Here is a 26,655-nt window from a genome sequence, read left to right on the forward strand (position 1 = left end):
TCCTCGGGCAGCCGAGCATCGCGATACGTGTCCTCACTCAGGGTGTCCGCGCCCTGGTACGGCGAGATCCGGCGGCGAGAGTTCCTGGCTCCCGGGGGTTCTTCCCCGGTGACAGTGGCGGGACCGCGCCGGATTCGCACCGGCTTCCTCTTCTGCCGCCGTAGATGGCCTGGGCAGTCCACCACGCACCCGGAACGGCCGTCAACTTGCCGTTGACCTGCGAGGGGAGAGTGTGCCGATCCCCACACCGCGGTGCCTGCGGGTACGAAAGAGGCTCCCCGCCACACCAGGTGGAGGGGAGCCTCTCGGGACTGCTCGGTCGTGCCTCGGGCCTGATGCCCGGTCAGGCCTTGACCACGATCAGGTAGAAGCCGTACGCCACCGCCGCCGCGCAGGCCGCGAAGCAGACGTAGGCGCCGGTGACGGCGAGGGCCGCGGAGTCGCCCTGGGACGAGGCGCGTTCGCGCCGGGCCAGGCCCCTGATGCCGAGGGTGAACAGGGCCACCAGGCCCACGGTGGCCACGAGGCTGACGCCGAAGACGGAGCCGATGGCCGCCCAGTCGATCTTCATGGGGATGCTTCCTTAGTAACCGGAGGAGTGACCGGGTCAGACGGTGGCGGCCGGGGGAGCGGCCGGGGCGGCGGTGGCCGGTTCGGCGGCCGGGGAGGGGATCGTGGCCGTCAGGCCCTCGGCGACCGTGCCCACGGGGGGCGGGGTCACCGCGGCGATGGCGGTGGTCACCACGCCGGCCGGCTCCGCGGTCCCGTCGACGGCGTTGACGTTCGTGTGGTCGATGACCTCGCGGCGGGAGAGCTTCCAGATGGTGGCGCTCGCGGCGACCAGGAAGACGGCGACGACGGCGGTGCCCCAGCCGCCCAGGCCGGTGACGGTCTCGGCGCCCGCGCCGACCAGGGCGGCGGCCGGCAGGGTGAGCACCCAGGCGACGGCCATGCGGGTCGCGGTGGACCAGCGGACCACACCGCCCTTGCGGCCCAGGCCCGCGCCCATCACCGAGCCGGAGACGACATGGGTGGTGGAGAGGGAGAAGCCGAGGTGGGAGGAGGCCAGGATGGCGGTCGCGGCGCTGGTCTGGGCGGCGAAGCCCTGGCGCGGCTCCAGGTCGGTCAGGCCCTTGCCCATGGTGCGGATGATGCGCCAGCCGCCGATGTAGGTGCCGAGCGCGATGGCCAGGCCCGCGGAGAGGATCACCCAGGTGGGAGGGTTGGAACCGGGGGCGATGGCGCCGCCCGTGATCAGCGCGAGGGTGATGACGCCCATCGTCTTCTGCGCGTCGTTGGTGCCGTGCGCGAGGGAGACCAGGCCGGCGGAGGCGATCTGGCCGGCGCGGTAGCCCTTGCGGGTGGCCTCGCCCTCGTCCTTGCCGCCGACACCGTAGGAGAACCGGGTGGCCAGCATCGAGGCGATGCCCGCCACCACCGGCGCGGCGACCGCCGGGAGCAGCACCTTGGTGACCAGCACGTCACCATGGACGGCGCCGAGGCCCGCGGAGGCGACGGTGGCGCCGATCAGACCGCCCATCAGGGCGTGGGAGGAGCTGGAGGGCAGCCCCACCAGCCAGGTCACCAGGTTCCAGAGGATCGCGCCGACGAGCGCGGCGAAGATGACCTCGGGACGGATGCCGGTCTCGTCGACGAGACCTTTGGAGATCGTGTTCGCGACCTCCACGGAGAGGAATGCGCCCACCAGATTGAGGGCGGCGGACATGGTCACCGCGATCCTGGGCTTCAGGGCGCCTGTCGAGATGGTGGTGGCCATCGCGTTCGCGGTGTCGTGGAAACCGTTCGTGAAATCAAACGCGAGTGCGGTTACCACCACAATCGCGAGGATCAGCGAGAAGCTTTCCATTTACCCAGGCAATCGTTCGAGGTCGTTGGCTGGACGAACGTAGGCAACCTGGGTGAACGGAAGATGAACTGAGTCGGGCATCGGGGTGTCCATGACGGGCGATCGGGATTCCGCTTGCGGATGCGGGTCCAGGCGCCCCTTGGGCTACCAACCCCGCGCGAACGCCCGCAGGCTGCTCGCCGGGCCGTTGAAGAGATTCTGGTCACCCGGCAGCCCGCCGCCGGTGCCGTACTGCCAGATCGTCCAGTAACGCCAGCCGCCCGGCAGCGTCCCGGGATCCGAGCTGCCGTGCCGCGCGATCCACAGCGCGTGGCGGGAGGCGAAGGCGCTGCTGTCGCCGGTGCACAGCTTCCACCACTCGGCCGTGGTGTAGATGACCGGGCGGCGGCCGGTCTCCCGCTCGATCTCGTCACTGAACGACCAGATCCAGCGGATCATCCGCTCCCTGCTCAGCCCGTAGCACTTCTGCTGTTCGTTGTACGGGTTGTACTCGATGTCCAGCGCCGGCGGCAGCGTCCAGCCGTCCGCCCGCCAGTCCCCGCCGTTGCGCACGAAGAACTCGGCCTGCCGGGCGCCGGAGGACCTGTCCGGCAGCGCGAAGTGGTACGCGCCCCGGAGCAGGCCCGCCTCGCGCGCGCCGTCGTACTGCGCGTCGAAGTAGGGGTTGCGGTAGTCGGTGGACTCGGTCGCCTTGACGTAGACGAACCGCGCGCCGTCGTCCTGCGCGGCCGGCCAGTCCACCTGCTTCTGGTGGGACGACACGTCGTGCCCGCGGGGCAGGCCGTCGGCCCACCCGGCGGGCCCGGCCGGGTGGGCCGAGGCGGTCGTGGCGCTCGCGAGGGCGAGCCCCACCGCGGCCGCCACGAGCACACCGGCGCGGCGGCGGAGGAAGGTGCGTTCACGGGCCATGTGCCGTCTCTCCCGGGGTGGCGGACGACCCGGTCGTCCGGCGGGCAAGAGGGATCATTGAAGGCCCGCCGATCACCGCGGCGGCACTGTATTTCTGGCGTTTCGCGGTGAGATCCCCCGTTCGGGGGCACGGCTTCGCACGACCGAAGCGCCCGTACGCCCGCCCGCCGACGGGCCGGCTGGCAGGATCGCCGCATGACCGAACAGCGGCGGGACGCGGACGAGGAAGCGGCGCACCTGTGGGCGGCACTGGTCGCGACGGCACGCCGGAGCGTCGCCGACGGACTGGTCGTCGGCACCTCCGGCAACGTCTCCGCGCGCCTCGGGGACCTGGTGCTGGTCACCCCCTCGGGCGTGCCCTACGACCGGCTCACCCCGGACGACATCACCGGGTGCGACCTCACCGGGCGCCAGGTGCTCGGCACGCTGGTGCCGACCAGCGAACTGCCCATGCACCTCGCCGTCTACCGCACCACCGACGCCCGCGCGGTCGTCCACACCCACGCCGTGCACGCCACCGCGGTCTCCACGCTCGTGCCCGAACTCCCCCCGGCCCACTACATGACCGGCGCCCTCGGCGGCCCCGTCCGCGTCGCCCCCTACGCCACCTACGGCACCGACGAGCTCGCCGGGAACATGCTGCGCGCCCTCGCCGGCCGCTCCGGCTGCCTGCTGCAGAACCACGGCACCGTCACCTACGGCGCCACCCTCGACCAGGCCTATGACCGCACCGCCCAGCTGGAGTGGATGTGCCGGCTGTGGCTGACGGCGTCCTGCGTGCCGGGCCTGAGCCCGTCCCTGTTGTCGGAGGCACAACTGGCCGAGGCCGGGGAACGTTTGAAGGGATACGGCCAACGGAGGTGACCCCTTGTCGCGCAATCCCCTCTTCCGCTCCCTCCCCGCGCTCCGCGGGACCACGGGTCCGCTCGCCGCGCTCCGCGGCACCACCGGCCCGCTCGCCGCGTTCCGCGGCAACGGCGCCCGCCCGCGACGTGCCGCGCCCCTGCCGCCGAAGCGGCCCGCACCACTGCGGCTGTCGCCCGGCCCGGCCCTCCGGCTGGCCGCCCGCGGCGACGCCCACGACACTGGACCCGTGCGCACCGTCAAAGCGACCGCCGCCGCGCTCACCGCGGTCCTGGCCGCCGGCGCGGCATCCGTCGCCGCCGGCAGGCTCGCCAGCGACGCCGCGCTGAAGGCCGCCCCGGGCCGGCCGCTGCCCACCGAACCCCGCCTCACCGTGCACGGCACGACCGCCGGCCAGATCACGCTCACCCGCGACCTGGCCTCCCTGCGCCCCGGCACCTACGGCCTCGCGGGCGACGGCTCCCACGCCGTCGTCGGGCCCGTCCTGGAGGCGGCCCCGCACAGCGCCGACACCGTCGTGCGCCGCCTCGACCGGGTCACGCACGGCACCTTCGCCCCCGGCGACACCGTCTGGCTCACCCCGAACCTGTACGTCGGCAACCCGGGCGCCGCCCTCGGCCTCGACCACGCCGACGTCGACGTGCCCGGCGAACTCGGCGCCCTGCCGGCCTGGTTCCTGCCCGGCCAACGGGACACCTGGGTGATCGCGGTGCACGGCCTCGGCACCACCCGCGAGCACGCCATGAACGTCATGGGCGCGCTGCACAGGGGCCGCCTGCCCGTCCTCGCGCTCGCCTACCGCGGCGACCTCGGCGCCCCGCGCCCGCCGGACGGCCTGAACCACCTCGGCGAGACCGAGTGGCGGGACGTGGACGCGGCGATCCGCTACGCCGTCCGCTACGGCGCCCGCCGCGTGGTGCTGCTCGGCTGGTCCACCGGCGCCACCATGGCCCTGCGCGCCGCCGAGCACTCCCCGGTCCGCGAGCGCATCGCCGGGCTGATCCTCGACTCGCCGGTGCTCAGCTGGGAGGCCACGCTGCGCGCCCTCGCCCACGCCCGCCACACCCCGCAGCCGCTGCTGCCGCTCGCGGTCCGGGCCGCACAGGGCAGGGCCGGGCTGCACGCCGACCGGGTCGCCGAGATCACCGACCCCGACCGGCTCACCGTACCGACGCTGATCATCCACGGTCCCGGCGACCAGGTGGCCCCCTTCGAGTACTCCCGCCGCCTCGCCGCCCGCCGCCCCGACCGGGTGACCCTGCACACCGTGCGGAACGCTCCGCACGCGGCGATGTGGAACCCGGACCCGAAGGAGTACGAGGAGCGCCTGCGCCGCTTCCTGACGCCGCTGGTGTGAGGCCCGCCTGCCCCGGTGCCGGACATTCCGTTTAAGGCTGTACGACCGGCCGGATCCCGTCCACCCGGGGCGCGTCGGACCCGGTGCGTTGGCCAGCCCCGTCGCCCGCCGTGACATTCCGTTTGGGTTTTCTGACCGTCAACCGGAAGACTGCACTCGTGACGTCCCGTATCCCGCGCGACTCCAGGCTCCGACTCGTCCGACCGCGACCCCTGGCCGCCGCCCCCAGAGCTGTGAACCAGCGGCGCCCGCGCCGCCCCGCACCCCGGCCGCCGGAGGGCACCCCGGCCCCGGCGGAACTGGCCGGAATGGCCCGCACCGGGCTGGCCGGCGCGGTCCGTGTCGCCCGCTGGGCCGACGCCGCCCTCGGCCCCGGCCGCGACGACGCCACCGACGACGGCAAGGCCACCCTCTCCGACACCACCGCCGAGCGCGCCGCCGCCGACCTCGGCCTGAGCGCCGGCCGGATCCGCGCCGACTGGGACACCGCACGCCTCGCCGGACTCGTCGAGGTGCACGGCGACAGCGCGCGCCCCGGCTGGCGCCTGCGCGCATGGGACCGTGACGACAGCGCCGTGCTGCGCGGCTGGGTCGCCCTCTTCGACGCCTGGTCGCTCGCCCGCCCCGAGCCCGAGGGACACGAGCCGGCCGCCGTCGCCGAGGTCGTCTCGGCCATGCCCCAGGTGCTCTCCTTCCTCCAGCTGTCCGCCGGGCCCGTCCCGGTCGAGCAGCTCCTGGACCTGCTCCAGCAGCGCGTCACCGAGCTGCGCACCGAGCGCTGCGAGATCTCCTACGGGCCCGGCGCCGAGCAGCCCGCGGCGGCCGACCCCGCGCCCGCCGCGGACGCCCCCCTCGCCCCCCTCCTCGACTGGGCGCTGGGGGCCCTCGGCTCGGTCGGCGCCCTCACCTGCGGCGACGGCCAGGCCACCCTCACCCCGCTGGGCAGCTGGGCGGTCTGGGTCAAGCTCGAGCAGATCTGCGTGGCCGCGCAGAGCCCCGCCGGCAACATCGAGCAGTCCGCCGAGGACATGCTCCGCGGCTGCGCCCAGCTCCGCCCCAACGCGGCCCGCGCCGAGTACCGCGCCTGGCTCGCCGCCCGCACCGTGGGCAGCGCCGTCACCGAGCTGCTCGACGCCGCCCGGGGCGAGGACGCCCTGCTGCGCGGCCTGGCCTTCGAGGCGCTGCGGGTGGTCGGCGCTCCCGCCGAGCCCGACGTGCACTCCGTCGTGGACGAGCCGGCCCTGCGGCCGTACGCCCTGCTGTGGCTCGCCGAGCACGACGGCGTCGACCCCGAGGACGCCCACGAGGTCCTCACCCGCGAGGAGGCCACCTGGCTATGGGTGGACACCGCCGCGGCCGTCGCCGATCACGGTGAGGCGCCGATGCTGGTCCGGCACCTGGAGTCCGCGGTGCAGCCCACCGTCCCCCAGCTGCTCGACGAGGTCCGCGCCGTCGGTCACCCGCGCACCGTGCAGGTCCTGGTCGCCCTCGCCGCCGCCCACCCCGACCCGGCGCTGGCCAAGGCCGTGCGCCGGGCCGCGTTCCAGGTGCACACCGGGGGATGAGCGGGGCGGGGGAGGCTCAGACGCCGACCTCGGGGGCGTACGTCCCGAAGCTCCAGATGTTGCCCTCGGTGTCCCGGGCCATGTAGTCCCGCGAGCCGTAGTCCTGGTCCGTCGGGGGCATCAGGATCTCCACGCCGTGCTCCACGGCCCGCTGGTGGTGGGCGTCCACGTCGTCCACCACGACGTACACCCCGGCGGGACCCGCGTCCTTCATCGCCGCGTCGAACAGTCCGCCGCGGCCCTTGGAGCCGAGCATCACCGCGCCGTTTCCCTGGACCAGCTCAGCGTGCATCACCGTGCCGTCCTCCGTCTCGTACACCGAGAGCTCGGTGAAGCCGAGGGCCTCCGTGAGCTGCCTGATCGCCGCCTTCGCGTCCGCGTACAGCAGCGTGGGACAGATACTCGGCCGTCCACCACCCGTGCCTGCCATGCCGATCACCCCTTCGCGCGTCGGTTCCGTGGCCTGCAACCGAGTCTCGCAGCCGCCACCGACAACGGCCCCGGCCGCGCGTCCACCCGGTGACGATCTTCCGGTGCGCGGCCCGAACGTGCGGACGTAGAAAAACAGCTTGCACGGCCCCGTTAGACTTGTCCGCATGGCCATTCTCCTCGCGCATTAGACAGCGGGAACGTCCTCAGCCGCCCACCCGCCAATCCCTGTACGCCCTGGAGTCTGTCCGTGATCTCCGCCTCCGGTATCGAGCTGCGCGCCGGTGCGCGCGTCCTCATCGAGAACGCAACCTTCCGAGTCGCCAAGGGCGACCGCATCGGCCTCGTCGGCCGCAACGGCGCAGGCAAGACCACCCTCACCAAGTGCCTGGCCGGCGAGGGCATCCCCGCCGGCGGCACCATCACCCGCTCCGGCGAGGTCGGCTACCTGCCGCAGGACCCCCGCACCGGCGACCTCGACGTCCTCGCCCGCGACCGTGTCCTCTCCGCCCGCGGCCTGGACGTGCTGATCCGCAAGATGCGCGAGAACGAGCAGCGCATCGCCAACGGCCAGGGCGCCACCCGCGAGAAGGCGCTCAGGCAGTACGAGCGCCAGGAGACCGAGTTCCTCACCAAGGGCGGGTACGCCGCCGAGGCCGAGGCCGCCACCATCGCCGCCGCCCTCAACCTGCCCGACCGGGTGCTCGGCCAGCCCCTGCACACGCTCTCCGGCGGTCAGCGCCGCCGTATCGAGCTGGCCCGCATCCTGTTCTCGGACGCCGACACCCTGCTGCTCGACGAGCCGACCAACCACCTCGACGCGGACTCGATCGTCTGGCTGCGCGACTACCTGAAGACCTACCGCGGCGGCTTCATCGTGATCTCCCACGACGTCGACCTGGTCGAGACGGTCGTCAACAAGGTCTTCTACCTGGACGCCAACCGCTCCCAGATCGACGTCTACAACATGGGCTGGAAGCTCTACCAGCAGCAGCGCGAGGCCGACGAGAAGCGCCGCAAGCGCGAGCGCGCCAACGCCGAGAAGAAGGCCGCCGCGCTGCACTCGCAGGCCGACAAGATGCGCGCCAAGGCCACCAAGACGGTCGCCGCGCAGAACATGGCCCGCCGCGCCGACAAGCTGCTGGCCGGCCTGGACGCCGTACGCGTCTCCGACAAGGTCGCCAAGCTCCGCTTCCCGGAGCCCGCGCCCTGCGGCAAGACCCCGCTGACGGCCGAGGGACTGTCGAAGTCGTACGGCTCGCTGGAGATCTTCACCGACGTCGACCTGGCCATCGACAAGGGCTCCCGGGTGGTCATCCTCGGCCTCAACGGCGCCGGCAAGACCACCCTGCTCCGGCTCCTCGGCGGCGTCGAGCAGCCCGACACCGGCGAGGTGATCGAGGGCCACGGCCTCAAGCTCGGCTACTACGCCCAGGAGCACGAGACCCTCGACCCCGAGCGCACGGTCCTGGAGAACATGCGCTCGGCCGCGCCCGACATGGACCTGGTCGAGGTCCGCAAGGTGCTGGGCTCGTTCCTGTTCTCCGGCGACGACGTCGACAAGCCCGCCGGTGTGCTCTCCGGCGGTGAGAAGACCCGTCTCGCCCTGGCCACCCTGGTGGTCTCCTCGGCGAACGTGCTGCTCCTCGACGAGCCGACCAACAACCTGGACCCCGCGAGCCGCGAGGAGATCCTCGGCGCCCTGCGCACCTACAAGGGCGCGGTCGTCCTCGTGACCCACGACGAGGGCGCCGTCGACGCGCTCCAGCCCGAGCGGATCATCCTGCTGCCGGACGGCGTCGAGGACCTGTGGGGCTCCGACTACGCCGATCTCGTCGCCCTGGCGTGATCGAAAGCCTGATCCACGGAGTATGGATCATTCGGCCGAGTCGTGATCCATCATCTGTGTGAGATCTCCTCGTATCGAGGTGTGTCGTACACCGATTTCGCGGCCGATCCCTTGTCTCCCAAGGGGTCGGCCGTTTCGCGTCCCTGACCTGGCACTTCGCGAATCCACCCGTTCGGCCCCACGGACACGACCCCGCTGAATCGTGCATTCCGCTTGTGGGGATCCACTCCTGTCGTCACAACGATGTCTCACCGACCTTGCCGAATGGGTGGCCATCGCGCCCCGGAGGGGTGATCATGAGGAGACCAGAGCGCACTTCCCATGAGGAGGCACGGGTGGCCGAGACTCTGAAGAAGGGCAGCCGGGTGACCGGCGCCGCGCGCGACAAGCTCGCGGCAGACCTGAAGAAGAAGTACGACTCCGGTGCGAGCATCCGGGCGCTGGCCGAGGAGACCGGCCGCTCGTATGGCTTCGTGCACCGGATGCTCAGCGAGTCGGGCGTCACGCTACGTGGGCGTGGCGGAGCGACCCGGGGCAAGAAGGCCGCATCGTCCTGACTCCGGGCGGCCCATCGGCTTCGATGGTGGCCACCCGGTCGGCGGACTGATCGACCGGGTGGTTACTGTGCAGTCACTTAGCATGCCGTACGGCAATGCGTGATGACCGCACCCATCGGAGGCGCCCCATGGCTTCGCCCGACCAGGACCTCGCTCCTGTACTCGACAAGGACGGCGTACGGCTCACCGTCGACGACACGCTCGCCACGGTGACGCTGAACAACCCGGCCAAGCGCAACGCGCAGAGCCCCGCCCTGTGGCGCGCGCTCACCGAGGCCGGCCGGCTGCTGCCGGGGTCCGTCCGCGTCGTCGTGCTGCGCGGCGAGGGCAAGTCCTTCTCCGCCGGGCTGGACCGGCAGATGTTCACTCCGGAGGGGATCCCGGGCGAGCCGACCTTCACCGATCTCGCGCGCCGTGACGACGCCGGGCTCGACGCGACCATCGCGGAATTCCAGGAGGCGTTCACCTGGTGGCGGCGGAACGACATCGTCTCCATCGCCGCCGTCCAGGGGCACGCCATCGGTGCCGGATTCCAGCTCGCGCTCGCGTGCGACCTGCGGGTCGTCGCGGACGACGTGCAGTTCGCCATGCGCGAGACCAGCCTCGGCATCGTCCCCGACCTGACCGGCACACACCCGCTGGTCGGGCTGGTGGGCTACGCCCGCGCGCTGGAGATCTGCGTGACCGGGCGGTTCGTGGAGGCCGACGAGGCGGTGGCGAGCGGGCTCGCCAGCATCGCCGTGCCCGCCGGCCAACTGGACGACGCGGCACGGGACCTGGCCGCCGCGCTGCTGGCCCCGCCGCGCGACGCCGTGGTGGAGACCAAGGCGCTGCTGCGCGGTGCGGCCGACCGCAGCTACGACGAGCAGCGCGCCGCCGAGCGCGCCGCACAGGCCCGTCGGCTCCGGGACCTGGCGGGCGTCGGCGAATGACCCGCTGACCGGCCGGGCGGCGGGTCAGCCGACCGCGGTCACCAGCACCGCCACCGTCGGCCGGTCCGCCAGCGCCTCCCGCACGGCCGCCCGCACGCCCCGGGCCACGTCCACGGTCCGGTGGTCCGGGCCGGCCGCCAGTTCCACGCGGACGTGCCGGTGGGGGAGGGCGGCGTCCTCCGTGCGCCCCTCGATGCGCACCGCCCGGCCCAGTCCGCCCAGTGAGCCCGTCAGCCGGGTGACCCCCGGGACGGCCAGGGCCGCCGCGGCCGCAGCGGCCTCGTCCGGGTCCGTGGCCTCGCGCGCGGCCTGCGGCAACGGCGGGCGCACCGCCGCCGGTTCCCGGCCGCCCTCCTCCAGCAGCTCCGTGACCCGGAGGTCCACCTCCGTCACCTCCAGGCCGAGCAGCCCCGTCGCGGCCGTCGCCAGCACCAGCCGGAGCCGGGAGGCCGCCTCCGGGAGCGGCTCGGCCGGCCCCGCCGCGAAGTCCGCCGTCACCCGGAGGGAGCCCGGCGGCAGCGCGCTCGGCGGAGCCGGCACCACCGGCTCGTACGCCTCCGGCGCATCGGCGAGCGCGATCCGCAGCCCGCCCAGCCGCACCCCGGGCATCTCGTCCGCCGCGGCACGCGCCAGCACCGCCCTGGCCGCCGCCTCCGTGATCCACGCCCCGTCACGCGGCCCGCCGAGCGGCAGCAGCCTGCCGAGTCCCACCTGATGCCGTACGACCTGTGTCCACGCGTCCGCCGTCATTCCTCCAGCCTGCCGTATCCCCGGCGCGCAGACGGGCAACCTTGCTTACGGTGGTCGGAGGAAGACGACCGAAAGGGACGTACGGCGATGACCCACATGACGACGACTCCCGAAGGCGAACCCGAGCCGCAGGCGACGACACGCAGGACCGTCAAACGCGGCGGCGGCGATCCGGCGACCCGGGGACGGACGACCATCGCCGACGGAGTGGTGGAGAAGATCGCGGGCCTCGCCGCCCGCGAGGTGGTCGGCGTGTGGGCCATGGGCAGCGGCTTGGCCCGCACCTTCGGCGCCGTGCGCGACCGGGTGCCCGGCGGCACCAGATCCGTGACCCGTGGCGTGAAGGCGGAGGTGGGCGAGGTCCAGACCGCGCTCGACCTGGAGATCGTCGTGGAGTACGGCTTCTCGATCGGCGAGGTCGCCCACGCGGTGCGGGAGAACGTGATCGGCTCCGTGGAGCGGATGACCGGACTCGAGGTCGTCGAGGTCAACATCGCGGTCAGCGACGTCAAGCTGCCCGAGGAAGAGGAAGAGGAACCGGAGCCCCGGATCCAGTGACCGCCGACCCCGCACGCTGACGAGCTGAGGAGCGCTGCATGAGCATGGCCATGATCGGCTTGATCGCCGGAATGGGGCTGGGCTTCGCCGGGTACTTCGGCGGTTTCGCCGCCTTCCTGCTGGTGGCGGCGCTCGGGGCCGTCGGGTTCGTCGTCGGCCGCTTCGCCGAGGGTGACCTGGATCTCGGGGACCTCTTCCACACCCGTGACGGCCGGCGCGACCGGCGGGGGTGACCGGGTGACCGCCGAGACCGGCACGCTGAGCCGCCCGCCGGCCCCCGTGCCGCCGGGCGAACGCGGCGCCACCCGGATCGCCGACCGGGTCGTGGCGAAGATCGCCTCCCAGGCGGCCCGTGAGGCACTCGCCCCGCGGCCCGCGAACGCCGCCGCCCCGCACGCCACGGTCGTGGTCCGCCATGACGCGGCCCGCGTCCGCGTGGACGTCGAACTCGACTACCCCTGCGACATCGGCGCCCGCTGCGCCGCCGTGCGCCGCCAAGTCATCGAACGGGTGGGCGGGTTGGTGGACATGAGGGTGTCCGAGGTCGACGTCCGCATCGAGCGGCTGCACCGTCCGGCCGCACCGGGGAGGGCGTGATGGGCGAGGAACCGGGCACCACCACCCTCGACAAGTCCGCGGGGCCCGACGCGCCCGCCCCCGGCGGCAGCGGCCGCTTCTGGTCGCCGCGCCGCGTCCCCGCGGGCATCGTCGCCGTGCTGATCGCGGCGGGCGCGGGCCTGCTGCTCTACGACGTCGTCTCGGTGCGCACCCACCACCCCGCGATGCGGTGGCGCCGGGTGCTGGCCCGCGAGTTGGCCGCGCGGCCGCTGGACGACACCTATGTGGTGGCAGGCGCGGCCGTCGCCGCCGCTCTCGGCCTGTGGCTGATCGCCCTCGCCCTCACCCCCGGCCTGCGAGCCCTGCTGCCGATGCGACGCCCGCACCCCGAGGTCCGCGCCGCGCTCCGGCGGGACGCGGCGGCGCAGGTGCTGCGCGACCGGGCCATGGAGCTGTCCGGCGTACGGGCGGTACGGGTGCGGATGCGCAGGAGGAAGGCCCGGGTCCGTGCCGTCTCGCACTTCCGCGAACTGGAGGACGTGCGCGCCGACCTGCTCGGCACGCTCACCGAGGCGGTGAAGGGCCTCGGCCTGACCCGGCCGCCCAGGCTCTCCCTGCGCGTGACCCGGCCCGGACGGAAGGGGTGAGGGAGGATGCGCAAAGGCGGCGTCAACCGCGTGCTGCTGGGCCTGGTGGGCCTGATCCTGCTGGTGCTCGGCGGGGCGGTGCTGGCCGTCGGCCACGGTGTGCGGCCGCCCTCCTGGTGGATCCAGGCCGGCCCGCACGACGTGCTGCTCACCCGGGCCGAGCGCACCCACTGGAGGGGGGCCGGCTGGTGGTGGCCGGCGGTCATCGCCGCCCTCTCCGTGATCTTCCTGCTCGCCCTGTGGTGGCTGACGGCGATCCTGCGCCGGCACCGGCTCGGCGAGGTCCTCGTCGACACCGGCGACGGCGAGGGCGCCTCCCTGCGGGGCAGCGCCCTGGAGAGCGCCCTCACCGAGGACGCGGCCGCGCAGCGGGGCGTGGCCCACGCCCGGGTCCGGCTGCGGGGCCGTCGTACGCGCCCCACCGCACGGGCCGCGCTGGAGCTGGAGCCGGAGGTGGACCCGGCGGAGGCCCTCGGCGACTTCACCGGCCGGGCGCTGGCCCACGCGCGTGAGTCGGCCGGGCTGGCCTCACTCCCGGCGGAGGTACGGCTGAGAGCGGTGCGGCACCGTGCGGAACGGGTGACCTGACCGGCTCAGAAGCCGTGCCTCATCCCGCCGTCCACGGGCAGCATGACCCCGGTCAGATAGGAGGCGGCCGGGGACAGCAGGAACGCCGAGACCTTCCCGAACTCCTGCGGCGCCCCGTACCGCCGCAGCGGGATCCGGGACACGTTGGCGGCGCGGGTGGCCTCGGGATCCGCCGACAGCCCGTCCAGTTCGCGCACGCGGTCCGTGTCGATGCGCGCCGGCAGCAGGCCCACCACGCGGATGCCCCGCGGTCCCAGCTCGTCCGCGAGGGACTTCGCGAACCCGGCGAGCCCCGGCCGCAGCCCGTTGGAGATGGTCAGCGCCGGGATCGGCTCGTGCACCGAGCCGGACAGCACGAACCCGATGACGCCGCCCTCCTCCAGCTCGGCCGCCGCCGCGCGGGCGAGGCGCACCGCGCCGAGGAACACCGACTCGAACGCGCCGCGCCACTGCTCGTCGGTGTTGTCGGCGAGGAACCCGGGCGGCGGGCCGCCCACGCTCACCAGCACCCCGTGGAAGGCGCCGAAGTGCTCGCGGGCGGCCGCGATCAGCCGCTCGGGGGCTTCCGCGTCGGCGTTGTCGACGGCCACGCCCACCGCGTTCGGGCCCAGTTCGCCGGCGGCGTCGGCGACCCGCTTCTCGTCCCGGCCGGTGATCACCACCTTCGCGCCGTCGGCGACGAGCTCGCGCGCGGCGGCGTTGCCCAGCCCGCGCGTGGCCCCGGTGACGATGTACACCCGGTCCTTCAGTCCAAGATCCATGGTTCCTATCCTGCCTGGTCGTCTCCGAACAGCGTGAGGGCGGTGTTCACCAGGCCGAGATGGCTGAAGGCCTGGGGGAGGTTGCCGAGCCGGCGGCCGGCGTCGGGGGTCGTACTCCTCGGCGAGCAGGCCCACGTCGTTGGCCACGCCCACCAGCCGGTCGAACAGCTCCCGTGCCTCCTTCGTCCGGCCGGTCAGATGCAGTGCGTCGACGCCCGGGCCGCCGGGGGCCTCGGCGTCGTACCGGCGCAGGAAGCCGCCGCGGCCGAGGTCGTCGCGGATCGCGTCGACCGTGCCCACGACCCGCGGGTCGTCCGGGGGCAGGAAGCCGACCCGCGGGATGAGCAGCAGGGCGGCGTCGAGCTCGCGGGAACCGTAGTACTGGGTGAAGGTGTTGCGCCCGGAGTCGTAGCCCTTCTCGCACGCCTCCCGGTGGACCTCGTCCCGCAGGGCCCGCCAGCCCTCCGGGTCGCCGTCGGGTTCCCGATGCCGCTCCAGCGTCCGCACGGCGCGGTCGGCGGCCACCCACTCCATCACCTTGGAGTCGTGCGAGGGGTGCCAGGTGAGCACGAACGCGACCCGGTCGCCCGCGCCGACGGTGAACTCGGAGCGGGTGCAGTAGCCCTCGCCCCAGGTGCGCACCGCCGGCTCGGCGCGCAGCCACACGGAGTCGGGGCCCGCGACGGCCACCCGGTGGCCGTCGGAGCGGCGCATCCAGGGCATGACCGAGCCGTAGTCGAAGCGGAGGCGCAGGGTGCTGCGGACGGTGACCCGACCGCGGACGCCCTCCACGATCCGTACGACGTCGGGTGCGCGCTCGCGCTGCGGCATCAGGTCGGTGACGCGCACCGCGCCGTCGGCGGTCTCCCACTCGGTGTCCAGGACGAGGGTGTCGGGCCGGTAGGCGCGCCGGGTGCAGCGGTCGGCGCCGTCGGGGGCGATGCGCCAGTGGCCGTGGTCCTCGTCGCCGAGGATCCTGGCGAAGCACGCGGCGGAGTCGAAGCGGGGCAGGCACAGCCAGTCGATCGAGCCGTCCCTGCCGACCAGGGCCGCGGTCTGCTCGTCACCGACGAGGGCGTAGTCCTCAATGCGCGCGTTCACGGGATGCGGTTTCCCTGGGCGCCGAGGGGCCAATCAGGGGTGCGCCGAGGGGCGAGGCCACCGCGGGGCCCGGAACGGGCTCACACGGTGGCCGGTTCGCTCTCCTGCTGCGCGGCCTTGGCGGCGGCCTCCTCGCGTTCGCGGATCTCGCGCCGGACCAGGAACCACCAGCCGACCGGGACGCCCGCGGCGAACAGCCACCACTGGATCATGTACGCGTAGTTCAGCGGGGCGTCCTCGCTGCCGGGGTCGGAGATCTGCTCCGGGGAGCCGCCCCTGGGCGCCGGCGCCGTCTGCTCGACGTAGCCGCCGAGCACCCGCGCGCCTAGCCGGTGCGCCTCCTCGGCGCTGTTGATCAGCATGATCTGCCGGTCGGGGAGGCCCTTGACGTTCTTGATGCCGCTCGCCGCGGTCGTCTCGTCGGCCATCAGCCGCCCGGTGACGGTGGTCCGGCCGGCCGGCGGGGCGGGGATCTTCGGGAAGGCGGTCTGCGCGCCGTTGGCCGGGATCCAGCCGCGGTTGACCAGCAGCACCTTGCCGTCGTCGAGGACGAACGGGGTGAGCACGTGGAAGCCGACCTCGTCGTCGTCGTTGGTCCGGCGCCGGACCACTTCCTCGCGCGCGGTGTCGAAGGTGCCGGTCGCGGTGACCGTGCGGTACTTCTCCGTGCGGGTCACGGCGTGTCCCGGGGACGACAGCTGCTCGACCGGGACGGTCCTGGCGTGCAGCGCGGCGGAGACCAGGTCGTTGCGGGCGGTGCGCTCCTGGTACCGGTGCTGCTGCCAGAAACCCAGCCTTATCATCGTCGGGATCAGCGCGATCGAGACGATCGTGAGGATCACCCACTGGCGGGACATCAGGAAGCGGTAGCGGTGCACCCCACGACGGTACATCCGGGCCGCGGGGTGCAATCGGGCGGGTACCGGGTCACACCCGGTCGACGACCCCCGTCCTCCCTTCCGCGCGTGCGCAGTGCGCTCCGCAGTACCAGTGGCCCTCCACCTCCACGCCCTGCCCGATGATCTGCACCCGGCAGTGCTCGCAGATCGGGGCCATGCGGTGGATGGCACAGGAGAAGCAGTCGAAGACGTGCACCGAGCCCTGTGCGTGGACCTCGAAGGTCATTCCGTAGTCATTGCCGCAAACTTCGCATGTCGCCATGCGCCACAGGGTGAGCCGTCACCGACGGGCGGGCGAGCGGACGCCGGGTGAGTCGTGGGCCAATCACCCGTTCGTACGATCATCCGTCCGCGGGTTCGACATCCCTGAGCAGCTGCCCGAACGCGGCCTCGTCCACCACCGGGGTGCCGAACTGCCGCGCCTTGACGGTCTTGGAGGTGCCCGAGTCGGGGTCGTTGGTCACCAGCAGACTGGTCAGCCGGGAGATGCCGGACGCCACGTGCAGCCCGGCCTCGGTCGCGCGGTCCTCCAGCAGCTCCCGCTCGGTCGAGGTGTCGCCGGAGAAGGCCACCCGCATGCCCTGTTTGAGGCGTTTGCCGTCTTCGTAGCGACCTGGGTTGGGATGGGGGCAGGCAGGCCTTTTGCGGGAGGGGCGCCAAGTGCCGGGACGGTAACCGCCGTAGCCGCCGGAGGACTGCCGGGGCACCGGCCGGTCCGACCACTCCGTCAGCGGGCGGCACTCCAGCAGCGGCAGCCGTACGCCGCCCGCCGCCGCGGCCCGCAGGCTGGGCCGGAACGCCTCCGCCAGCACCCGCGCGTCGTCCAGCGCGTGGTGCGCCCGCTGCTGCACCACCCCGAAGTGCGCCGCCAGCGACTCCAGCTTGTGGTTGGGCAGCGGCAGCTCCAGCTCCTTCGACAGCGCGATGGTGCACAGCCGCTGCCGCACCGGCGCCTCGCGCTCCGCGCGCGCGTACTCACGCGCGATCATCTGCCAGTCGAAGACGGCGTTGTGTGCGACGAGCACCCGGCCGTCCAGGCGGGCGGCGAACTCCTCGGCGATGTCCGCGAACAGCGGCGCCCCTTCGAGCACCTCGCTCGTCAGGCCGTGTATCCACACGGGTCCCGGATCGCGCTCGGGGTTGACCAGCGTGTACCAGTGGTCCTCGACCTCGCCGCGCGCGTCCAGCCGGTAGACGGCCGCGGAGATGATCCGGTCGTTCCGGGCAAGGCCGGTGGTCTCCACGTCAACGACCGCGTATCCCTTCGGATACGCGGCCGGCCACTGGGTGGGGGAGGACACTGCGGTCGCACGGTCTTCGAGCATGGTCATTGAGGATACGGGCCGCGACCGACACCGCCGCCCCCCCGGTGCCGGCCGCACGGCCCCGCCCCGGCCGTGCGCTCGGCCGACGCACACACGTGCTACCCGGAAGGTGGCGTCCGGGACGGACGGTTCGGGCCGTCCCGGCGGGCGTCAGCCGAGCGCCGCGACCAGGTCCCCGGTGGTCGGCTGCGCCAGACCGCAGCCGACGGCAGGCCCCGGCGGCAGCCGGTGCGGCTCACCGGTCGCGCGGTCCGGGGCCACCCCGCCGTGCACCAGGGCCGGCAACACCCGCTTCTTCGCGGCCGCTTCGCCCGCGAGGGTGCCGGCGTCCGCCGCGCCCCGGACCGGCTCCCGCCGGTCCGGCTCCGTCGGGGCCCGCACCCGGCAGGCGAACCCGGTGTCCGCCTCCCCGCCGCGGCGTCGGTGGTGCCACAGCTCGTCGGCCGTGCCGGGGCCGGGGTGCGCGCCGTACGACGAGCGCCTCGTCGCCGCGCGGCCGCGTGCCACACCGTGAGGGGCCCGGCGCCGGGCGACCCGCGGCGCCCGCCGGGCCCGCGCCCGCCGCGGACGCCCCCTCCGTCACCCCCGGCGCGGCGCCAGCAGCGACCGCACCAGGGCCCGAACGGCCGTCAGGAACAGCCGTTCCGGGTCCACCGGGCGGGCCAGCGCACGGGCCAGCGCGGGGTCGTCCCCCGCGGCCCCGGCGCTCCACAGCACCTCCTCGCCGGGGTGCTGCGCGGGCGCCCGCTCACGGTTGCGCTCGACCAGCACGTGCCCGACGACCTGGAACTGCACCGCCCGGACGAACTCGGCGGCCCGCGCGCCGCGCAGCCCGGCCGCGTGCGCCTCGCGCACCAGGGCCTGCTGGGCGGGCAGGAACATCCGCTCGGTCAGGCCCCGCTCGTGCACGAGGGCCACCAGGTGCGGATGGTCGCGCAGCTGCCGGCGCAGCGCGCGGGCCACGCAGACCACGCGCTGCTCGGGCGTGCGCCCGGCCGGGCGGATCTCACCGAGGCCGGCCACGGTCCGCTCCACGAGCGCGTCCAGCAGCGCCTCCCGCCCGCCGACGTGCCAGTAGATCGACGTCACGGCGGTGCCCAGCTCGGCGGCCAGTTTGCGCATGGTCAGGGCGTCCGGGCCGTGCTGCCGCACCAGCCCCGCGGCGGCGTCCAGCACGGCCTCCCGGCTCAGCGCGCTTCTCGCCCCGCTCGGCATGATCCCTCCAACTCCCGTACGCACACGGGCCTTTACCCCTCACGAGGTCTGCTGTAACTGTGTTACAGATGACGGTCCGTCAGAAGAAGGGCGGTGCGGCGCATGGCAGGCGCACGCGTACGGTACGGAGCACGGACCGAGCGGGAGATCGCCGCCGCGCGCAGCGCGGGCGCGCGGCTTCCCGACATCTGGTCCACCGGGGTGGTGGCCGTCTGGGAGACCGATCCGGACGCGGTCGCGGCGGTACTGCCACCACCCCTCAAACCCGCCGGCAGCCCGCTCGTCCGGGTGAACATCAGCAAGGTCGACCTGCCCGGATACCCGCTGGGCGCGGGCTCGTTCGCGGTCGCCGCCGCCCACGGCACGGTCGAGGGCTGGTACCCGCTGGTCATGCCGATGACCCACGAGCGCGCCCTCACCGGCGGCCGCGAGGTCTTCGGGGAGCCCAAGAAGCTCGGTGAGGTGGCCGTCGGGCGCGACGGATCCGCCGTACGCGCCTTGATGGCACGGCAGGGCGTCACGTTCGTGGAGGTGAGCGGCACCGTCGCCGGCGACCTGCCGCTGCCGGAGCCCGCCCGCCGGACGGACTTCTACTTCAAGTTCCTCCCCGCCGTGGACGGTTCCGGCTTCGACACCGACCCCGTGCTCGTGCACTGCGTCCGCAACGAGAAGGTCCGCCGGCTGGAACGGATCACCGGGGACGTCGTCCTGCGCGAGTCGCCGTACGACCCCGTGGCCGACCTGCCGGTGCTGCGCCTGCGGGGGATCACCGTCGGCGAGAAGACCAGCGACCAGAGCGGCCGGGTCGTCGAACGGGTCGACGCGCAGGCCCTGCTGCCCTACGTCCACCAGCGTTACGACGACCCCCTGCACGTCCTCGACGCGCCGCCCGAGGGGAGCCGCTGATGGACCTCGAAGCCGGACAGGTCGCCGTCGTCACCGGAGCGGCGAGCGGGATCGGCCTCGCGCTGGCCCGGCGGTTCGCGGCCGAGGGCCTGAAGGTGGTCCTCGCCGACGTCGAGCCGGCCGCCCTGGACAGGGCCGCGGCGGACCTGCGCGCCGAGGGCGCCGACGTGCACGCGCGCGTGACCGACGTCGGCGTGCGCGAACAGGTCCTGGAACTGGCGGAGTCCGCGTACGACACCTACGGCACCGTGCATGTGCTGTGCAACAACGCGGGCGTCGGCTCGGGCGCCGAGGGCCGGATGTGGGAGCACGAGCCCAACGACTGGAAGTGGGCCTTCGCCGTCAACGTGTGGGGCGTCTTCCACGGCATCCAGGCGTTCGTGCCCAGAATGATCAAGTCGGGTCGACCCGGTCATGTGGTCAACACGTCCTCCGGCGACGGCGGCATCGCGCCCCTGCCCACCGCCTCCGTGTACGCGGTCACCAAGGCGGCCGTCGTCACCATGACCGAGTCCCTCTACGCCCATCTGAAGGCCGAACACGCGCGCGTGGGCGCCTCGGTGCTCTTCCCGGGGCCGCACATGCTGCGCACCGGCCTGTGGGAGTCGTACCGCAACCGCCCCGCCCGCTACGCCAAGGAACGCCCGCGCAGAACCCCGTACCGCAGCCTCGACCAGTGGGAGGCCGCCATGCACGCGGCCGGCCGTGAGGTCCGGTTCACACCCGTCGAGGAGGTCGCCGGCCTCGCCCTGGCCGGCATCCGCGCGGACCGCTTCTGGCTGCTGCCCGAGAGCGAGCACAGCGACGCGCAGATCCGCGCGCGGGCCCGGTCGATGCTGGACCGCGCGAACCCGTCGTACCTCGAGAGCTTCGTCCTGGACTGAAGGGGGGTCCCCGTGACCGACCAGGACCCGTACCTGATCATCTCCTCCGACTGCCACGCCGGGCTGCCCACCGAGCGCTACCGGCCCTACCTGGAGCCCCGCTTCCACCGGGAGTTCGACGAGTTCCTCGCGGGCCGCGACCGGCGCCGCGAGGAGATGACCCGGCTCGGCATCCGCAACGAGGCCTTCGCCGACAAGTGGTTCCACGACAACGAAGAGGGTCTGCGCGGCGGTTGGGAGACCGCGCAGCGGCTGAAGGAGCTGGACGGTGACGGCGTGGCCGCCGAGGTCGTCTTCCCGGACGCCGACGCCGTCGACAGCCGTACCGCCGCGCCCTTCGGCGTCGGGCTCGGCCTGACCGGCGACCAGGACCCGGAACTCGGCATGGCCGGCGCCCGGGCGCACAACCGCTGGCTCGCCGACTTCGTCTCCGAACACCCCGAACGGCACTGCGGGGTGGCCCTGCTGCCCGTCACCGCCCCGGCGGAGGAGGCCGTCGCCGAGATCCGCCGGGCCCGGGAGTCCGGCCTCGGCGCCCTGATGATCCCCTCGATGTGGGCCGACAAGGAGCCGTACCACGACCGCCGTTACGACCCGGTGTGGGCCGCCGCGGCCGAGTGCGCGATGCCGGTGCTCACCCACTCCGGCGCCGCCCCCCGCCACGAGTACGGCGAGCACCTCGGCATCTACGTCTCCGAGGTCACCTGGTGGCCGGCCCGGCCGCTGTGGTTCCTGCTCTGGTCCGGCGTCTTCGAACGGCACCCGGGCCTGCGGTTCGGCGTCGCCGAGTCGGGCTGCTGGTGGCTGCCGAACCTGCTGTGGTTCATGGACCGCCTCTACCTCGGCGCGCACGGCGGCAAGAAGCTCTCGCCGTTCGCGGAGCTGAAGCGCCCGCCGCACGAGTACCTGGACCGGCAGGTGTTCGTCTGCGCCACCAACACCAAGCGGCGCGAACTGGCCCAGCGCTACGAGATCGGCGTCGACAACATCCTGTGGGGCAGCGACTTCCCGCACCCCGAGGGCACCTGGCCCGACACGCGCGCGTGGCTGCGCCGTACCTTCCACGACATCCCCGTCGCCGAGACCCGCCGGATGCTCGGGCTCGCCGCGGCCGAGGCCTTCGGCTTCGACACGGACCGGCTGGCCCCGCTGGCCCGCCGGATCGGCCCGACCCCCGCCGACCTCGGCCAGAGCGCCGACCAGGCGGCCGTGGAGGCGTCCTGGTCCCGCTCGCGCGAGACGGGCCGGCACTGGCTGACCGGCCACGACTTCCCGGACCTGGGGGTGACCCGGTGAGCGACGACCGCTACACGGTGATCTCCGCCGACTGCCACGCGGGCGCCGACCTGCTCGACTACAGGCCGTACCTGGACAAGCGCCACCACGACGACTTCGACGTCTGGGCGGCCACCTACGTCAACCCCTACGAGGACCTGCTCGCCGACTCCGCCGACCGGAACTGGAACTCCGGGCGGCGCCTGGCGGAACTGGAGGCCGACGGCATCGTCGCGGAGGTGGTCTTCCCGAACACCATCCCGCCGTTCTTCCCGTCCAGCTCGCTCATGGCCCCGCCGCCCGGCGCCGAGGACTTCGCCCGGCGCTGGGCCGGGCTGCGCGCGCACAACCGCTGGCTGGCGGACTTCTGCGCGGACGCGCCCGGCCGTCGTGCGGGCGTCTTCCAGATCCTGCTGGGCGACGTGGAGGAGGCCGTCAAGGAGATCCGGTGGGCCGCCGCCGCGGGACTCAAGGGCGGTCTGATGCTCCCCGGCACCCCGCCCGGCTCCGGTCTGCCCGAGCTGTACTCGCGGACGTACGACCCGATCTGGGCCGCCTGCGCGGAACTGGGCCTCCCCGTCAACCACCACGCGGGCTCGGCCTCCCCGCCGCTCGGCGAGGAACCGGCCGCCCGCGCGGTCTTCATGGTGGAGACCACCTGGTTCTCCCACCGCGCCCTGTGGCACCTGGTCTTCGGCGGCGCGTTCCGCCGCCACCCGGACCTCAGGCTGGTCCTGACCGAGCAGGGCTCCGGCTGGGTCCCCGGGGTGCTCGGCATGCTGGACTACTACCACGGACGCCTCGTCGCGGCGGCCTCCCGGGCGGACACGGCGGAGTCCAGGTTCGGCGCCGGGCTCGCCGAGGGCATGGGCGCGCCGCCGTCCGAGGTGTGGCGTGACAACTGCTTCGTCGGCGCCAGCTTCATGCGCCCCCACGAGGTCCCCCTGCGCGACCGCATCGGCGTCGACAAGATCATGTGGGGCAGCGACTTCCCGCACGACGAGGGCACGTTCCCGTACACCCGCGAAGCCCTGCGCCATGCCTACGCGGGCGTGCCGCGCGCGGAGGTCGCGGCCATGGTCGGCGGCAACGCGGCCCGCGTCTACGGCTTCGACCTCGGTCTCCTGGACGCCGTCGCGGCGAAGGCGGGCCCCACGGTCGCGGAGATCGCGGAGCCGCTGGGGGAACCCCCGGCGGACGCGACCAGCCCGGCGTTCGCACGGGGGGCGTCGCTGCGCGTGTGGTGACGGGTCCCGGCAGGTGCCCTCCGGAGAGCGTCGGTACGGCACGGGCGCCGCCGGGGGTGCGATCCTCCCTGCTGTGACGGAACCGACCCACGACGAGAATCACGGGGGCGCGCTCGGCTCGCGGCTGAACTGGCTGCGGGCCGCCGTGCTCGGCGCGAACGACGGCATCGTCTCCACCGCGGGCCTCGTCGTCGGCGTGGCCGGCGCGACGCAGAGCCGGGCCGCCCTGCTCACCGCGGGACTGGCCGGGCTGCTCGCCGGTTCGATGTCCATGGCGGCCGGCGAGTACGTCTCCGTCTCCACCCAGCGCGACTCCGAGCTGGCCGCGCTGGCGATGGAGAAACGGGAACTGCGCGAGCAGCCGGAGGCCGAGCTGCGGGAGCTGACCGAGCTGCTGCAGGACCGCGGCCTGTCCCGGGAGGTGGCCCGGGAGGCCGCCGAGCAGCTCACCGAGCGGGACGCGCTGCGGGCCCACGCGCGCGTCGAGCTGGGCATCGACCCGGACGAGCTGACCAACCCCTGGCACGCGGCCTGGGCGAGCTTCCTGGCCTTCACCGCGGGCGCGCTGCTGCCGCTGCTGGCCATCGTCCTGCCCCCGGCCGGGCTGCGGCTCCTGGTCACCGTGGTCTGCGTCCTCGCCGCGCTCGTCCTCACCGGCTGGAGCAGCGCCCGGCTCGGCGCCGCCGACGCGAAACGGGCGGTGCTGCGCAACGTGGTCGGCGGGGCGCTCGCCATGGGCGTCACCTACGCGGCGGGCAGCCTGCTGGGCGCGGCCGGGGTCTGAGCCGCCACGGGGGCAGGGTGGGGGGCGGCCCCGCGGGCCCCGGCGGGCGCACCGGGAGTGCCCCCGCCCAGGTCGGCCGCCCGGTTCGCCGCCCCTGGCCGCGCGGCGCCCCGCGGCGACGGCGTACCGTGAGGTGCGCTCGACCACCCCCCGAGCGCACCGCACGATCCCGCACGAGAAGGACCCTCGACATGCGCGCGACCACCATCCACGCCCCCTACGACATGCGCGTGGAGGACGTCCCCGAGCCCGTGGTGCAGCTGCCCACCGACGCCGTGGTGCGGGTGCTGCGCGCCTGCATCTGCGGCAGCGACCTGTGGGCCTACCGCGGCGAGGCGGCCCGGCAGCCGGGCCAGCGCATCGGGCACGAGTTCCTCGGCATCGTGGAGGAGACCGGCTCCCAGGTGGGCACCGTCCGGCGCGGTGACCTGGTCGTCGCACCCTTCATGTGGTCCGACGGCGTCTGCGACTACTGCCGCGAGGGCCTGACGACGTCCTGCGAGCACGGCGGCTTCTGGGGCTCGGTCGGCTACGACGGCGGCCAGGGCGAGGCCGTGCGGGTGCCGTTCGCCGACGGCACCCTCGTCCAGCTGCCCAAGGAGGCGGCCTCCGACGAGCACCTGCTGTCCGCCCTGCTGACCCTCTCCGACGTGCTGGGCACCGGCCACCACGCCGCCCTCGGCGCGGGCGCCCGCCCCGGCGCCACGGTCGCCGTGGTCGGCGACGGCGCGGTCGGCCTGTGCGCCGTCCTCGCCGCCAAGCGGCTCGGCGCCGAGCGGATCATCGCCCTGGGCCGCCACGAGGTCCGCACCGACATCGCGCGCCGCTTCGGCGCCACCGACGTGGTGGCCGAGCGCGGGGACGCGGCCGTGGAGGCCGTGCGCGAACTCACCCGCGGTCAGGGCGCGCACGCGGTCGTGGAGGCCGTCGGCACCGAGCAGTCCATGCGGACGGCCGTCAACGTCACGCGCGACGGCGGCGCCATCGGCTTCGTGGGCGTGCCCCACGGCAGCGGCACCGGCCTCGACCTCGGCGTCATGTTCGACCGGAACATCGCCCTGCGCGGTGGCGTCGCCCCGGTCCGCGCCTACATCCCGGACCTGCTGCCCGACGTCCTCGACGGCACGATCGACCCTTCGCCGGTGTTCGACATGACCGTCGACGTCGAGGGCGTCCCCGCCGGCTACAAGGCCATGGACGAGCGCACGGCCCTCAAGGTGCTCGTCACCAACGACCACTGACCGCGGGCAGCGGCCGGTGGCGGCCGGGCCCGGCGGATCGGCGGCGTCGGGGCCGTGAGCCCCGCGGCGACCGGGAACACTCGCCGTACGCCCGCGGCCGCCCGCGCCCTCACTCCCAGCGGGCGGCGTCCGATCCCCAGGGCACCGGGGGCCGCGCCCAGTCGGCCGGGCCGCCCGTGAAGGACACCGGTGGCAGGGCGTGCCGCACCCGGCCGAGCGGGCCGTCCGCCTCGGCGAGCCAGGCGTCCGGGCCGTCGTAGGGCGCGGCGGCGGCCCGGGCGTCGTGCGGCGCACCGGTGGCCGGCACGGGCCGGATCCCGTCCGTCAGCCAGTGCGCGGTGCGGGTCAGCGCCAGCCGGACGATCCTGCTCCCGCCGTCGTACGACTGCTCGGTCAGCGTCCGCAGCACGGCTGCCGCCAGCAGATAGCCGGTGCCGTGGTCCAGGGCCTGCGCGGGCAGCGCGCCGGGCTCCCGCGCCGAGCCCTCGGTCGCCGCGATGCCGGTCGCGACCTGCACCAGGCTGTCGAAACCGCGCCGCCCGCCCCACGGCCCGTACGCGCCCCACGCCGACACCTGCGCCACGACCAGCCCGGGGCGCCGTTCGGCCAGCGCCCGCGGGGAGAGCCCGAACCGGTCGAGCGCGCCGGGGCGGTAGCCGGTGACCACCACGTCCGCCGAGGCGAGCAGTTCCTCGAAGGTGTCACGGGCGGCGCGCAGGTCGAGGGTCGTGGACCGCTTGCCGAAGCCCGTGTCCGCGTGCTGGTCGGAGAGCTCGGGCAGCCAGGGCGCGTCCACGCGCAGGACGTCCGCGCCCAGCAGGGCCAGGGTGCGGGTGGCGACCGGGCCCGCCAGCACCCGGGTCAGGTCCAGGACGCGCAGCCCGGCGGCGGGCAGCAGGGGAGCGGCGGCGGGGTCGAGCGGCGGGAGCACGCGCGCGGGGGCCTCGGTGGGTCGCTCGCGCTCCACCAGGGGCCGGGCGGCCACCTGTACGGCCTGCTCGGTCGCCTGCCACTCCTTCGGGGTGCGCAGGGCCACCGCGAGACCGCCCGCGCCGTTGACCGTCTCCTCCACGCCGAGCGCGGAGCGCCCGGCGAGCCGGCCCGCCACGTCCTCGGCACGGGCCTCCTCGGGAAGACCCAGTGCGCCGAGCAACCGCGCCCGGTGGTGCGGGTAGTTGGCGTGGGTGCGCACCCATCCGTCGGCCGTCCGCCAGAACCGGGACAGCGGCGCGAAGGAGACCGGCGCCCGTCCGTCGACCCGGAGGAGGCGCTCGCTGTGGAAGGCGGCCGCGACGGCGCCGTCGTCGACCCGGACCCCCGGCACCCCGGCGAGACCGGCCCGGCGCGCCCCCAGCTCGGCGGCGGCCAGCGCGCACGCACCGACGCACGCGCGCGCCAGCGAGAGGACGGGAAGGCGCGCGCCGAGCGCGCCGGGCCGCTCGACCGTCGTGACCCGGGAGACGAGGGCGGGGTCGCCGCCCAGTGCGGTCCATGCGAACGCGATGTCTGTCATGACAGCACTATGCATTATTGATTGAATCAATATGTGGCTAGTGGAGCCGCGCCTCCTTCCGGACGTCCTACGGC

At 74.1% G+C, this 26,655-nt stretch carries 29 protein-coding genes, 1 pseudogene and 1 riboswitch; of the genes and pseudogenes, 17 read left to right on the plus strand and 13 right to left on the minus strand.

What is annotated here, in order from left to right; translation table 11 throughout:
• Positions 1 to 56 precede the first annotated feature (56 nt).
• A riboswitch (cobalamin riboswitch) is annotated at positions 57 to 198 on the minus strand.
• Between the two features lie 145 nt (positions 199 to 343).
• The 3 genes from ACZ7FF_RS04675 to ACZ7FF_RS04685 form a co-directional block, all read right to left on the minus strand.
• Entirely contained in the window at positions 344 to 571 is a 228-nt protein-coding gene (locus tag ACZ7FF_RS04675) for a hypothetical protein (RefSeq protein ID WP_470809438.1), read from the minus strand.
• 36 nt (positions 572 to 607) lie between these two features.
• The gene (locus ACZ7FF_RS04680; RefSeq protein WP_470809440.1) at positions 608 to 1,867 is read right to left on the minus strand and encodes an inorganic phosphate transporter; all 1,260 of its coding nucleotides are present in this window, start codon (positions 1,865 to 1,867) and stop codon (positions 608 to 610) included.
• Positions 1,868 to 2,011: 144 nt separating this feature from the next.
• Positions 2,012 to 2,776 carry a lysozyme gene (locus ACZ7FF_RS04685; protein WP_470809441.1) on the minus strand — a complete coding sequence of 255 codons (765 nt, stop codon included), beginning with the start codon at positions 2,774 to 2,776 and terminating at the stop codon, positions 2,012 to 2,014.
• Positions 2,777 to 2,971: 195 nt separating this feature from the next.
• On the opposite strand from ACZ7FF_RS04685, the gene ACZ7FF_RS04690 reads away from it, so the two are divergent.
• The 3 genes from ACZ7FF_RS04690 (at position 2,972) to ACZ7FF_RS04700 (ending at position 6,562) form a co-directional block, all read left to right on the plus strand.
• Positions 2,972 to 3,640 (plus strand): class II aldolase/adducin family protein, encoded by a 669-nt coding sequence (locus tag ACZ7FF_RS04690; protein WP_470809443.1) that lies wholly within the window; start codon positions 2,972 to 2,974, stop codon positions 3,638 to 3,640.
• Positions 3,641 to 3,869: 229 nt separating this feature from the next.
• The gene (locus ACZ7FF_RS04695) at positions 3,870 to 4,997 is read left to right on the plus strand and encodes an alpha/beta hydrolase (protein ID WP_470809595.1); all 1,128 of its coding nucleotides are present in this window, start codon (positions 3,870 to 3,872) and stop codon (positions 4,995 to 4,997) included.
• Between the two features lie 158 nt (positions 4,998 to 5,155).
• Positions 5,156 to 6,562 (plus strand): hypothetical protein, encoded by a 1,407-nt coding sequence (locus tag ACZ7FF_RS04700; RefSeq protein WP_470809444.1) that lies wholly within the window; start codon positions 5,156 to 5,158, stop codon positions 6,560 to 6,562.
• A 16-nt stretch (positions 6,563 to 6,578) separates the two neighbouring features.
• Here ACZ7FF_RS04700 and ACZ7FF_RS04705 read toward each other — a convergent pair whose 3' ends face one another.
• Entirely contained in the window at positions 6,579 to 6,992 is a 414-nt protein-coding gene (locus ACZ7FF_RS04705) for a VOC family protein (RefSeq protein ID WP_470809446.1), read from the minus strand.
• 249 nt (positions 6,993 to 7,241) lie between these two features.
• Here ACZ7FF_RS04705 and ACZ7FF_RS04710 point away from each other — a divergent pair, with 249 nt between their 5' ends.
• The 3 genes from ACZ7FF_RS04710 (at position 7,242) to ACZ7FF_RS04720 (ending at position 10,329) form a co-directional block, all read left to right on the plus strand.
• The gene (locus tag ACZ7FF_RS04710; RefSeq protein ID WP_470809448.1) at positions 7,242 to 8,840 is read left to right on the plus strand and encodes an ABC-F family ATP-binding cassette domain-containing protein; all 1,599 of its coding nucleotides are present in this window, start codon (positions 7,242 to 7,244) and stop codon (positions 8,838 to 8,840) included.
• 335 nt (positions 8,841 to 9,175) lie between these two features.
• On the plus strand, positions 9,176 to 9,397 hold the full coding sequence (locus tag ACZ7FF_RS04715) for a helix-turn-helix domain-containing protein (protein ID WP_004002281.1): 222 nt from the start codon (positions 9,176 to 9,178) through the stop codon (positions 9,395 to 9,397).
• Positions 9,398 to 9,525: 128 nt separating this feature from the next.
• The gene (locus tag ACZ7FF_RS04720) at positions 9,526 to 10,329 is read left to right on the plus strand and encodes an enoyl-CoA hydratase/isomerase family protein (protein WP_470809450.1); all 804 of its coding nucleotides are present in this window, start codon (positions 9,526 to 9,528) and stop codon (positions 10,327 to 10,329) included.
• 24 nt (positions 10,330 to 10,353) lie between these two features.
• Here the strand turns inward: ACZ7FF_RS04720 and ACZ7FF_RS04725 are convergent, their stop codons facing one another.
• On the minus strand, positions 10,354 to 11,079 hold the full coding sequence (locus ACZ7FF_RS04725) for a nucleopolyhedrovirus P10 family protein (protein ID WP_470809452.1): 726 nt from the start codon (positions 11,077 to 11,079) through the stop codon (positions 10,354 to 10,356).
• 87 nt (positions 11,080 to 11,166) lie between these two features.
• On the opposite strand from ACZ7FF_RS04725, the gene ACZ7FF_RS04730 reads away from it, so the two are divergent.
• Genes ACZ7FF_RS04730 through amaP form a run of 5 tightly spaced genes read left to right on the plus strand, consistent with a single transcriptional unit; the run spans position 11,167 to position 13,430 of the window.
• The gene (locus tag ACZ7FF_RS04730; RefSeq protein WP_470809454.1) at positions 11,167 to 11,637 is read left to right on the plus strand and encodes an Asp23/Gls24 family envelope stress response protein; all 471 of its coding nucleotides are present in this window, start codon (positions 11,167 to 11,169) and stop codon (positions 11,635 to 11,637) included.
• Positions 11,638 to 11,675: 38 nt separating this feature from the next.
• Positions 11,676 to 11,870, plus strand: a complete 195-nt coding sequence (locus ACZ7FF_RS04735) for a hypothetical protein (RefSeq protein WP_470809456.1) — start codon at positions 11,676 to 11,678, stop codon at positions 11,868 to 11,870.
• A gap of 4 nt (positions 11,871 to 11,874) precedes the next feature.
• A complete protein-coding gene (locus ACZ7FF_RS04740) occupies positions 11,875 to 12,234 on the plus strand; it encodes an Asp23/Gls24 family envelope stress response protein (RefSeq protein WP_470809457.1) in 360 nt (119 codons plus the stop codon).
• Positions 12,234 to 12,842, plus strand: coding sequence for a DUF6286 domain-containing protein (locus tag ACZ7FF_RS04745; protein WP_470809459.1), 609 nt, complete (start codon positions 12,234 to 12,236; stop codon positions 12,840 to 12,842). Before ACZ7FF_RS04740 ends, ACZ7FF_RS04745 begins: the two co-directional genes overlap by 1 nt.
• A 6-nt stretch (positions 12,843 to 12,848) precedes the next feature.
• A complete protein-coding gene (gene amaP, locus ACZ7FF_RS04750; protein WP_470809460.1) occupies positions 12,849 to 13,430 on the plus strand; it encodes an alkaline shock response membrane anchor protein AmaP in 582 nt (193 codons plus the stop codon).
• A gap of 5 nt (positions 13,431 to 13,435) precedes the next feature.
• Here the strand turns inward: amaP and ACZ7FF_RS04755 are convergent, their stop codons facing one another.
• The 7 genes and pseudogenes from ACZ7FF_RS04755 to ACZ7FF_RS04785 all read right to left on the minus strand — a co-directional run bounded on the left by ACZ7FF_RS04755 (position 13,436) and on the right by ACZ7FF_RS04785 (position 18,731).
• Entirely contained in the window at positions 13,436 to 14,191 is a 756-nt protein-coding gene (locus ACZ7FF_RS04755; RefSeq protein WP_470809462.1) for an SDR family oxidoreductase, read from the minus strand.
• A gap of 5 nt (positions 14,192 to 14,196) precedes the next feature.
• A pseudogene (locus ACZ7FF_RS04760) lies at positions 14,197 to 15,292 on the minus strand (glycoside hydrolase family 15 protein).
• Between the two features lie 80 nt (positions 15,293 to 15,372).
• Positions 15,373 to 16,149, minus strand: coding sequence for an SURF1 family cytochrome oxidase biogenesis protein (locus tag ACZ7FF_RS04765; protein ID WP_470809596.1), 777 nt, complete (start codon positions 16,147 to 16,149; stop codon positions 15,373 to 15,375).
• Between the two features lie 70 nt (positions 16,150 to 16,219).
• Positions 16,220 to 16,453 carry a hypothetical protein gene (locus ACZ7FF_RS04770; protein WP_452971716.1) on the minus strand — a complete coding sequence of 78 codons (234 nt, stop codon included), beginning with the start codon at positions 16,451 to 16,453 and terminating at the stop codon, positions 16,220 to 16,222.
• Positions 16,454 to 16,532: 79 nt separating this feature from the next.
• On the minus strand, positions 16,533 to 17,516 hold the full coding sequence (locus tag ACZ7FF_RS04775) for a DEDDh family exonuclease (protein ID WP_470809463.1): 984 nt from the start codon (positions 17,514 to 17,516) through the stop codon (positions 16,533 to 16,535).
• 150 nt (positions 17,517 to 17,666) lie between these two features.
• Entirely contained in the window at positions 17,667 to 18,023 is a 357-nt protein-coding gene (locus ACZ7FF_RS04780) for a hypothetical protein (RefSeq protein WP_470809465.1), read from the minus strand.
• 72 nt (positions 18,024 to 18,095) lie between these two features.
• Positions 18,096 to 18,731, minus strand: a complete 636-nt coding sequence (locus ACZ7FF_RS04785; RefSeq protein WP_470809467.1) for a TetR/AcrR family transcriptional regulator — start codon at positions 18,729 to 18,731, stop codon at positions 18,096 to 18,098.
• Positions 18,732 to 18,833: 102 nt separating this feature from the next.
• Here ACZ7FF_RS04785 and ACZ7FF_RS04790 point away from each other — a divergent pair, with 102 nt between their 5' ends.
• The 6 genes from ACZ7FF_RS04790 (at position 18,834) to ACZ7FF_RS04815 (ending at position 25,068) form a co-directional block, all read left to right on the plus strand.
• The gene (locus ACZ7FF_RS04790) at positions 18,834 to 19,637 is read left to right on the plus strand and encodes an acetoacetate decarboxylase family protein (protein ID WP_470809469.1); all 804 of its coding nucleotides are present in this window, start codon (positions 18,834 to 18,836) and stop codon (positions 19,635 to 19,637) included.
• A complete protein-coding gene (locus ACZ7FF_RS04795) occupies positions 19,637 to 20,521 on the plus strand; it encodes an SDR family NAD(P)-dependent oxidoreductase (protein ID WP_470809471.1) in 885 nt (294 codons plus the stop codon). The genes ACZ7FF_RS04790 and ACZ7FF_RS04795 overlap by 1 nt, the downstream gene beginning before the upstream one ends.
• Positions 20,522 to 20,533: 12 nt before the next feature.
• The gene (locus ACZ7FF_RS04800) at positions 20,534 to 21,817 is read left to right on the plus strand and encodes an amidohydrolase family protein (protein WP_470809472.1); all 1,284 of its coding nucleotides are present in this window, start codon (positions 20,534 to 20,536) and stop codon (positions 21,815 to 21,817) included.
• Positions 21,814 to 23,043 (plus strand): amidohydrolase family protein, encoded by a 1,230-nt coding sequence (locus ACZ7FF_RS04805; RefSeq protein ID WP_470809474.1) that lies wholly within the window; start codon positions 21,814 to 21,816, stop codon positions 23,041 to 23,043. Before ACZ7FF_RS04800 ends, ACZ7FF_RS04805 begins: the two co-directional genes overlap by 4 nt.
• Before the next feature lie 73 nt (positions 23,044 to 23,116).
• Entirely contained in the window at positions 23,117 to 23,827 is a 711-nt protein-coding gene (locus ACZ7FF_RS04810) for a VIT1/CCC1 transporter family protein (RefSeq protein WP_470809476.1), read from the plus strand.
• A 191-nt stretch (positions 23,828 to 24,018) separates the two neighbouring features.
• The gene (locus ACZ7FF_RS04815; RefSeq protein WP_470809477.1) at positions 24,019 to 25,068 is read left to right on the plus strand and encodes a zinc-dependent alcohol dehydrogenase family protein; all 1,050 of its coding nucleotides are present in this window, start codon (positions 24,019 to 24,021) and stop codon (positions 25,066 to 25,068) included.
• A gap of 109 nt (positions 25,069 to 25,177) precedes the next feature.
• Here ACZ7FF_RS04815 and ACZ7FF_RS04820 read toward each other — a convergent pair whose 3' ends face one another.
• Complete coding sequence (locus ACZ7FF_RS04820) at positions 25,178 to 26,581, minus strand: CoA transferase (RefSeq protein WP_470809479.1); 1,404 nt, start codon at positions 26,579 to 26,581, stop codon at positions 25,178 to 25,180.
• Positions 26,582 to 26,655: the final 74 nt, after the last annotated feature.

This window comes from Streptomyces sp. NPDC037126, assembly GCF_055605965.1.

Coding starts and splice junctions, on each gene's coding strand:
- ACZ7FF_RS04675 (WP_470809438.1), bottom strand. CDS start 571: ATGAAGATCGACTGGGCGGCCATCGGCTCCGTCTTCGGCGTCAGCCTC.
- ACZ7FF_RS04680 (WP_470809440.1), bottom strand. CDS start 1,867: ATGGAAAGCTTCTCGCTGATCCTCGCGATTGTGGTGGTAACCGCACTC.
- ACZ7FF_RS04685 (WP_470809441.1), bottom strand. CDS start 2,776: ATGGCCCGTGAACGCACCTTCCTCCGCCGCCGCGCCGGTGTGCTCGTG.
- ACZ7FF_RS04690 (WP_470809443.1), top strand. CDS start 2,972: ATGACCGAACAGCGGCGGGACGCGGACGAGGAAGCGGCGCACCTGTGG.
- ACZ7FF_RS04705 (WP_470809446.1), bottom strand. CDS start 6,992: ATGGCAGGCACGGGTGGTGGACGGCCGAGTATCTGTCCCACGCTGCTG.
- ACZ7FF_RS04720 (WP_470809450.1), top strand. CDS start 9,526: ATGGCTTCGCCCGACCAGGACCTCGCTCCTGTACTCGACAAGGACGGC.
- ACZ7FF_RS04725 (WP_470809452.1), bottom strand. CDS start 11,079: ATGACGGCGGACGCGTGGACACAGGTCGTACGGCATCAGGTGGGACTC.
- ACZ7FF_RS04730 (WP_470809454.1), top strand. CDS start 11,167: ATGACCCACATGACGACGACTCCCGAAGGCGAACCCGAGCCGCAGGCG.
- ACZ7FF_RS04735 (WP_470809456.1), top strand. CDS start 11,676: ATGAGCATGGCCATGATCGGCTTGATCGCCGGAATGGGGCTGGGCTTC.
- ACZ7FF_RS04745 (WP_470809459.1), top strand. CDS start 12,234: ATGGGCGAGGAACCGGGCACCACCACCCTCGACAAGTCCGCGGGGCCC.
- amaP (WP_470809460.1), top strand. CDS start 12,849: ATGCGCAAAGGCGGCGTCAACCGCGTGCTGCTGGGCCTGGTGGGCCTG.
- ACZ7FF_RS04755 (WP_470809462.1), bottom strand. CDS start 14,191: ATGGATCTTGGACTGAAGGACCGGGTGTACATCGTCACCGGGGCCACG.
- ACZ7FF_RS04765 (WP_470809596.1), bottom strand. CDS start 16,149: ATGTCCCGCCAGTGGGTGATCCTCACGATCGTCTCGATCGCGCTGATC.
- ACZ7FF_RS04770 (WP_452971716.1), bottom strand. CDS start 16,453: ATGGCGACATGCGAAGTTTGCGGCAATGACTACGGAATGACCTTCGAG.
- ACZ7FF_RS04775 (WP_470809463.1), bottom strand. CDS start 17,516: ATGCTCGAAGACCGTGCGACCGCAGTGTCCTCCCCCACCCAGTGGCCG.
- ACZ7FF_RS04785 (WP_470809467.1), bottom strand. CDS start 18,731: ATGCCGAGCGGGGCGAGAAGCGCGCTGAGCCGGGAGGCCGTGCTGGAC.
- ACZ7FF_RS04790 (WP_470809469.1), top strand. CDS start 18,834: ATGGCAGGCGCACGCGTACGGTACGGAGCACGGACCGAGCGGGAGATC.
- ACZ7FF_RS04795 (WP_470809471.1), top strand. CDS start 19,637: ATGGACCTCGAAGCCGGACAGGTCGCCGTCGTCACCGGAGCGGCGAGC.
- ACZ7FF_RS04815 (WP_470809477.1), top strand. CDS start 24,019: ATGCGCGCGACCACCATCCACGCCCCCTACGACATGCGCGTGGAGGAC.
- ACZ7FF_RS04820 (WP_470809479.1), bottom strand. CDS start 26,581: ATGACAGACATCGCGTTCGCATGGACCGCACTGGGCGGCGACCCCGCC.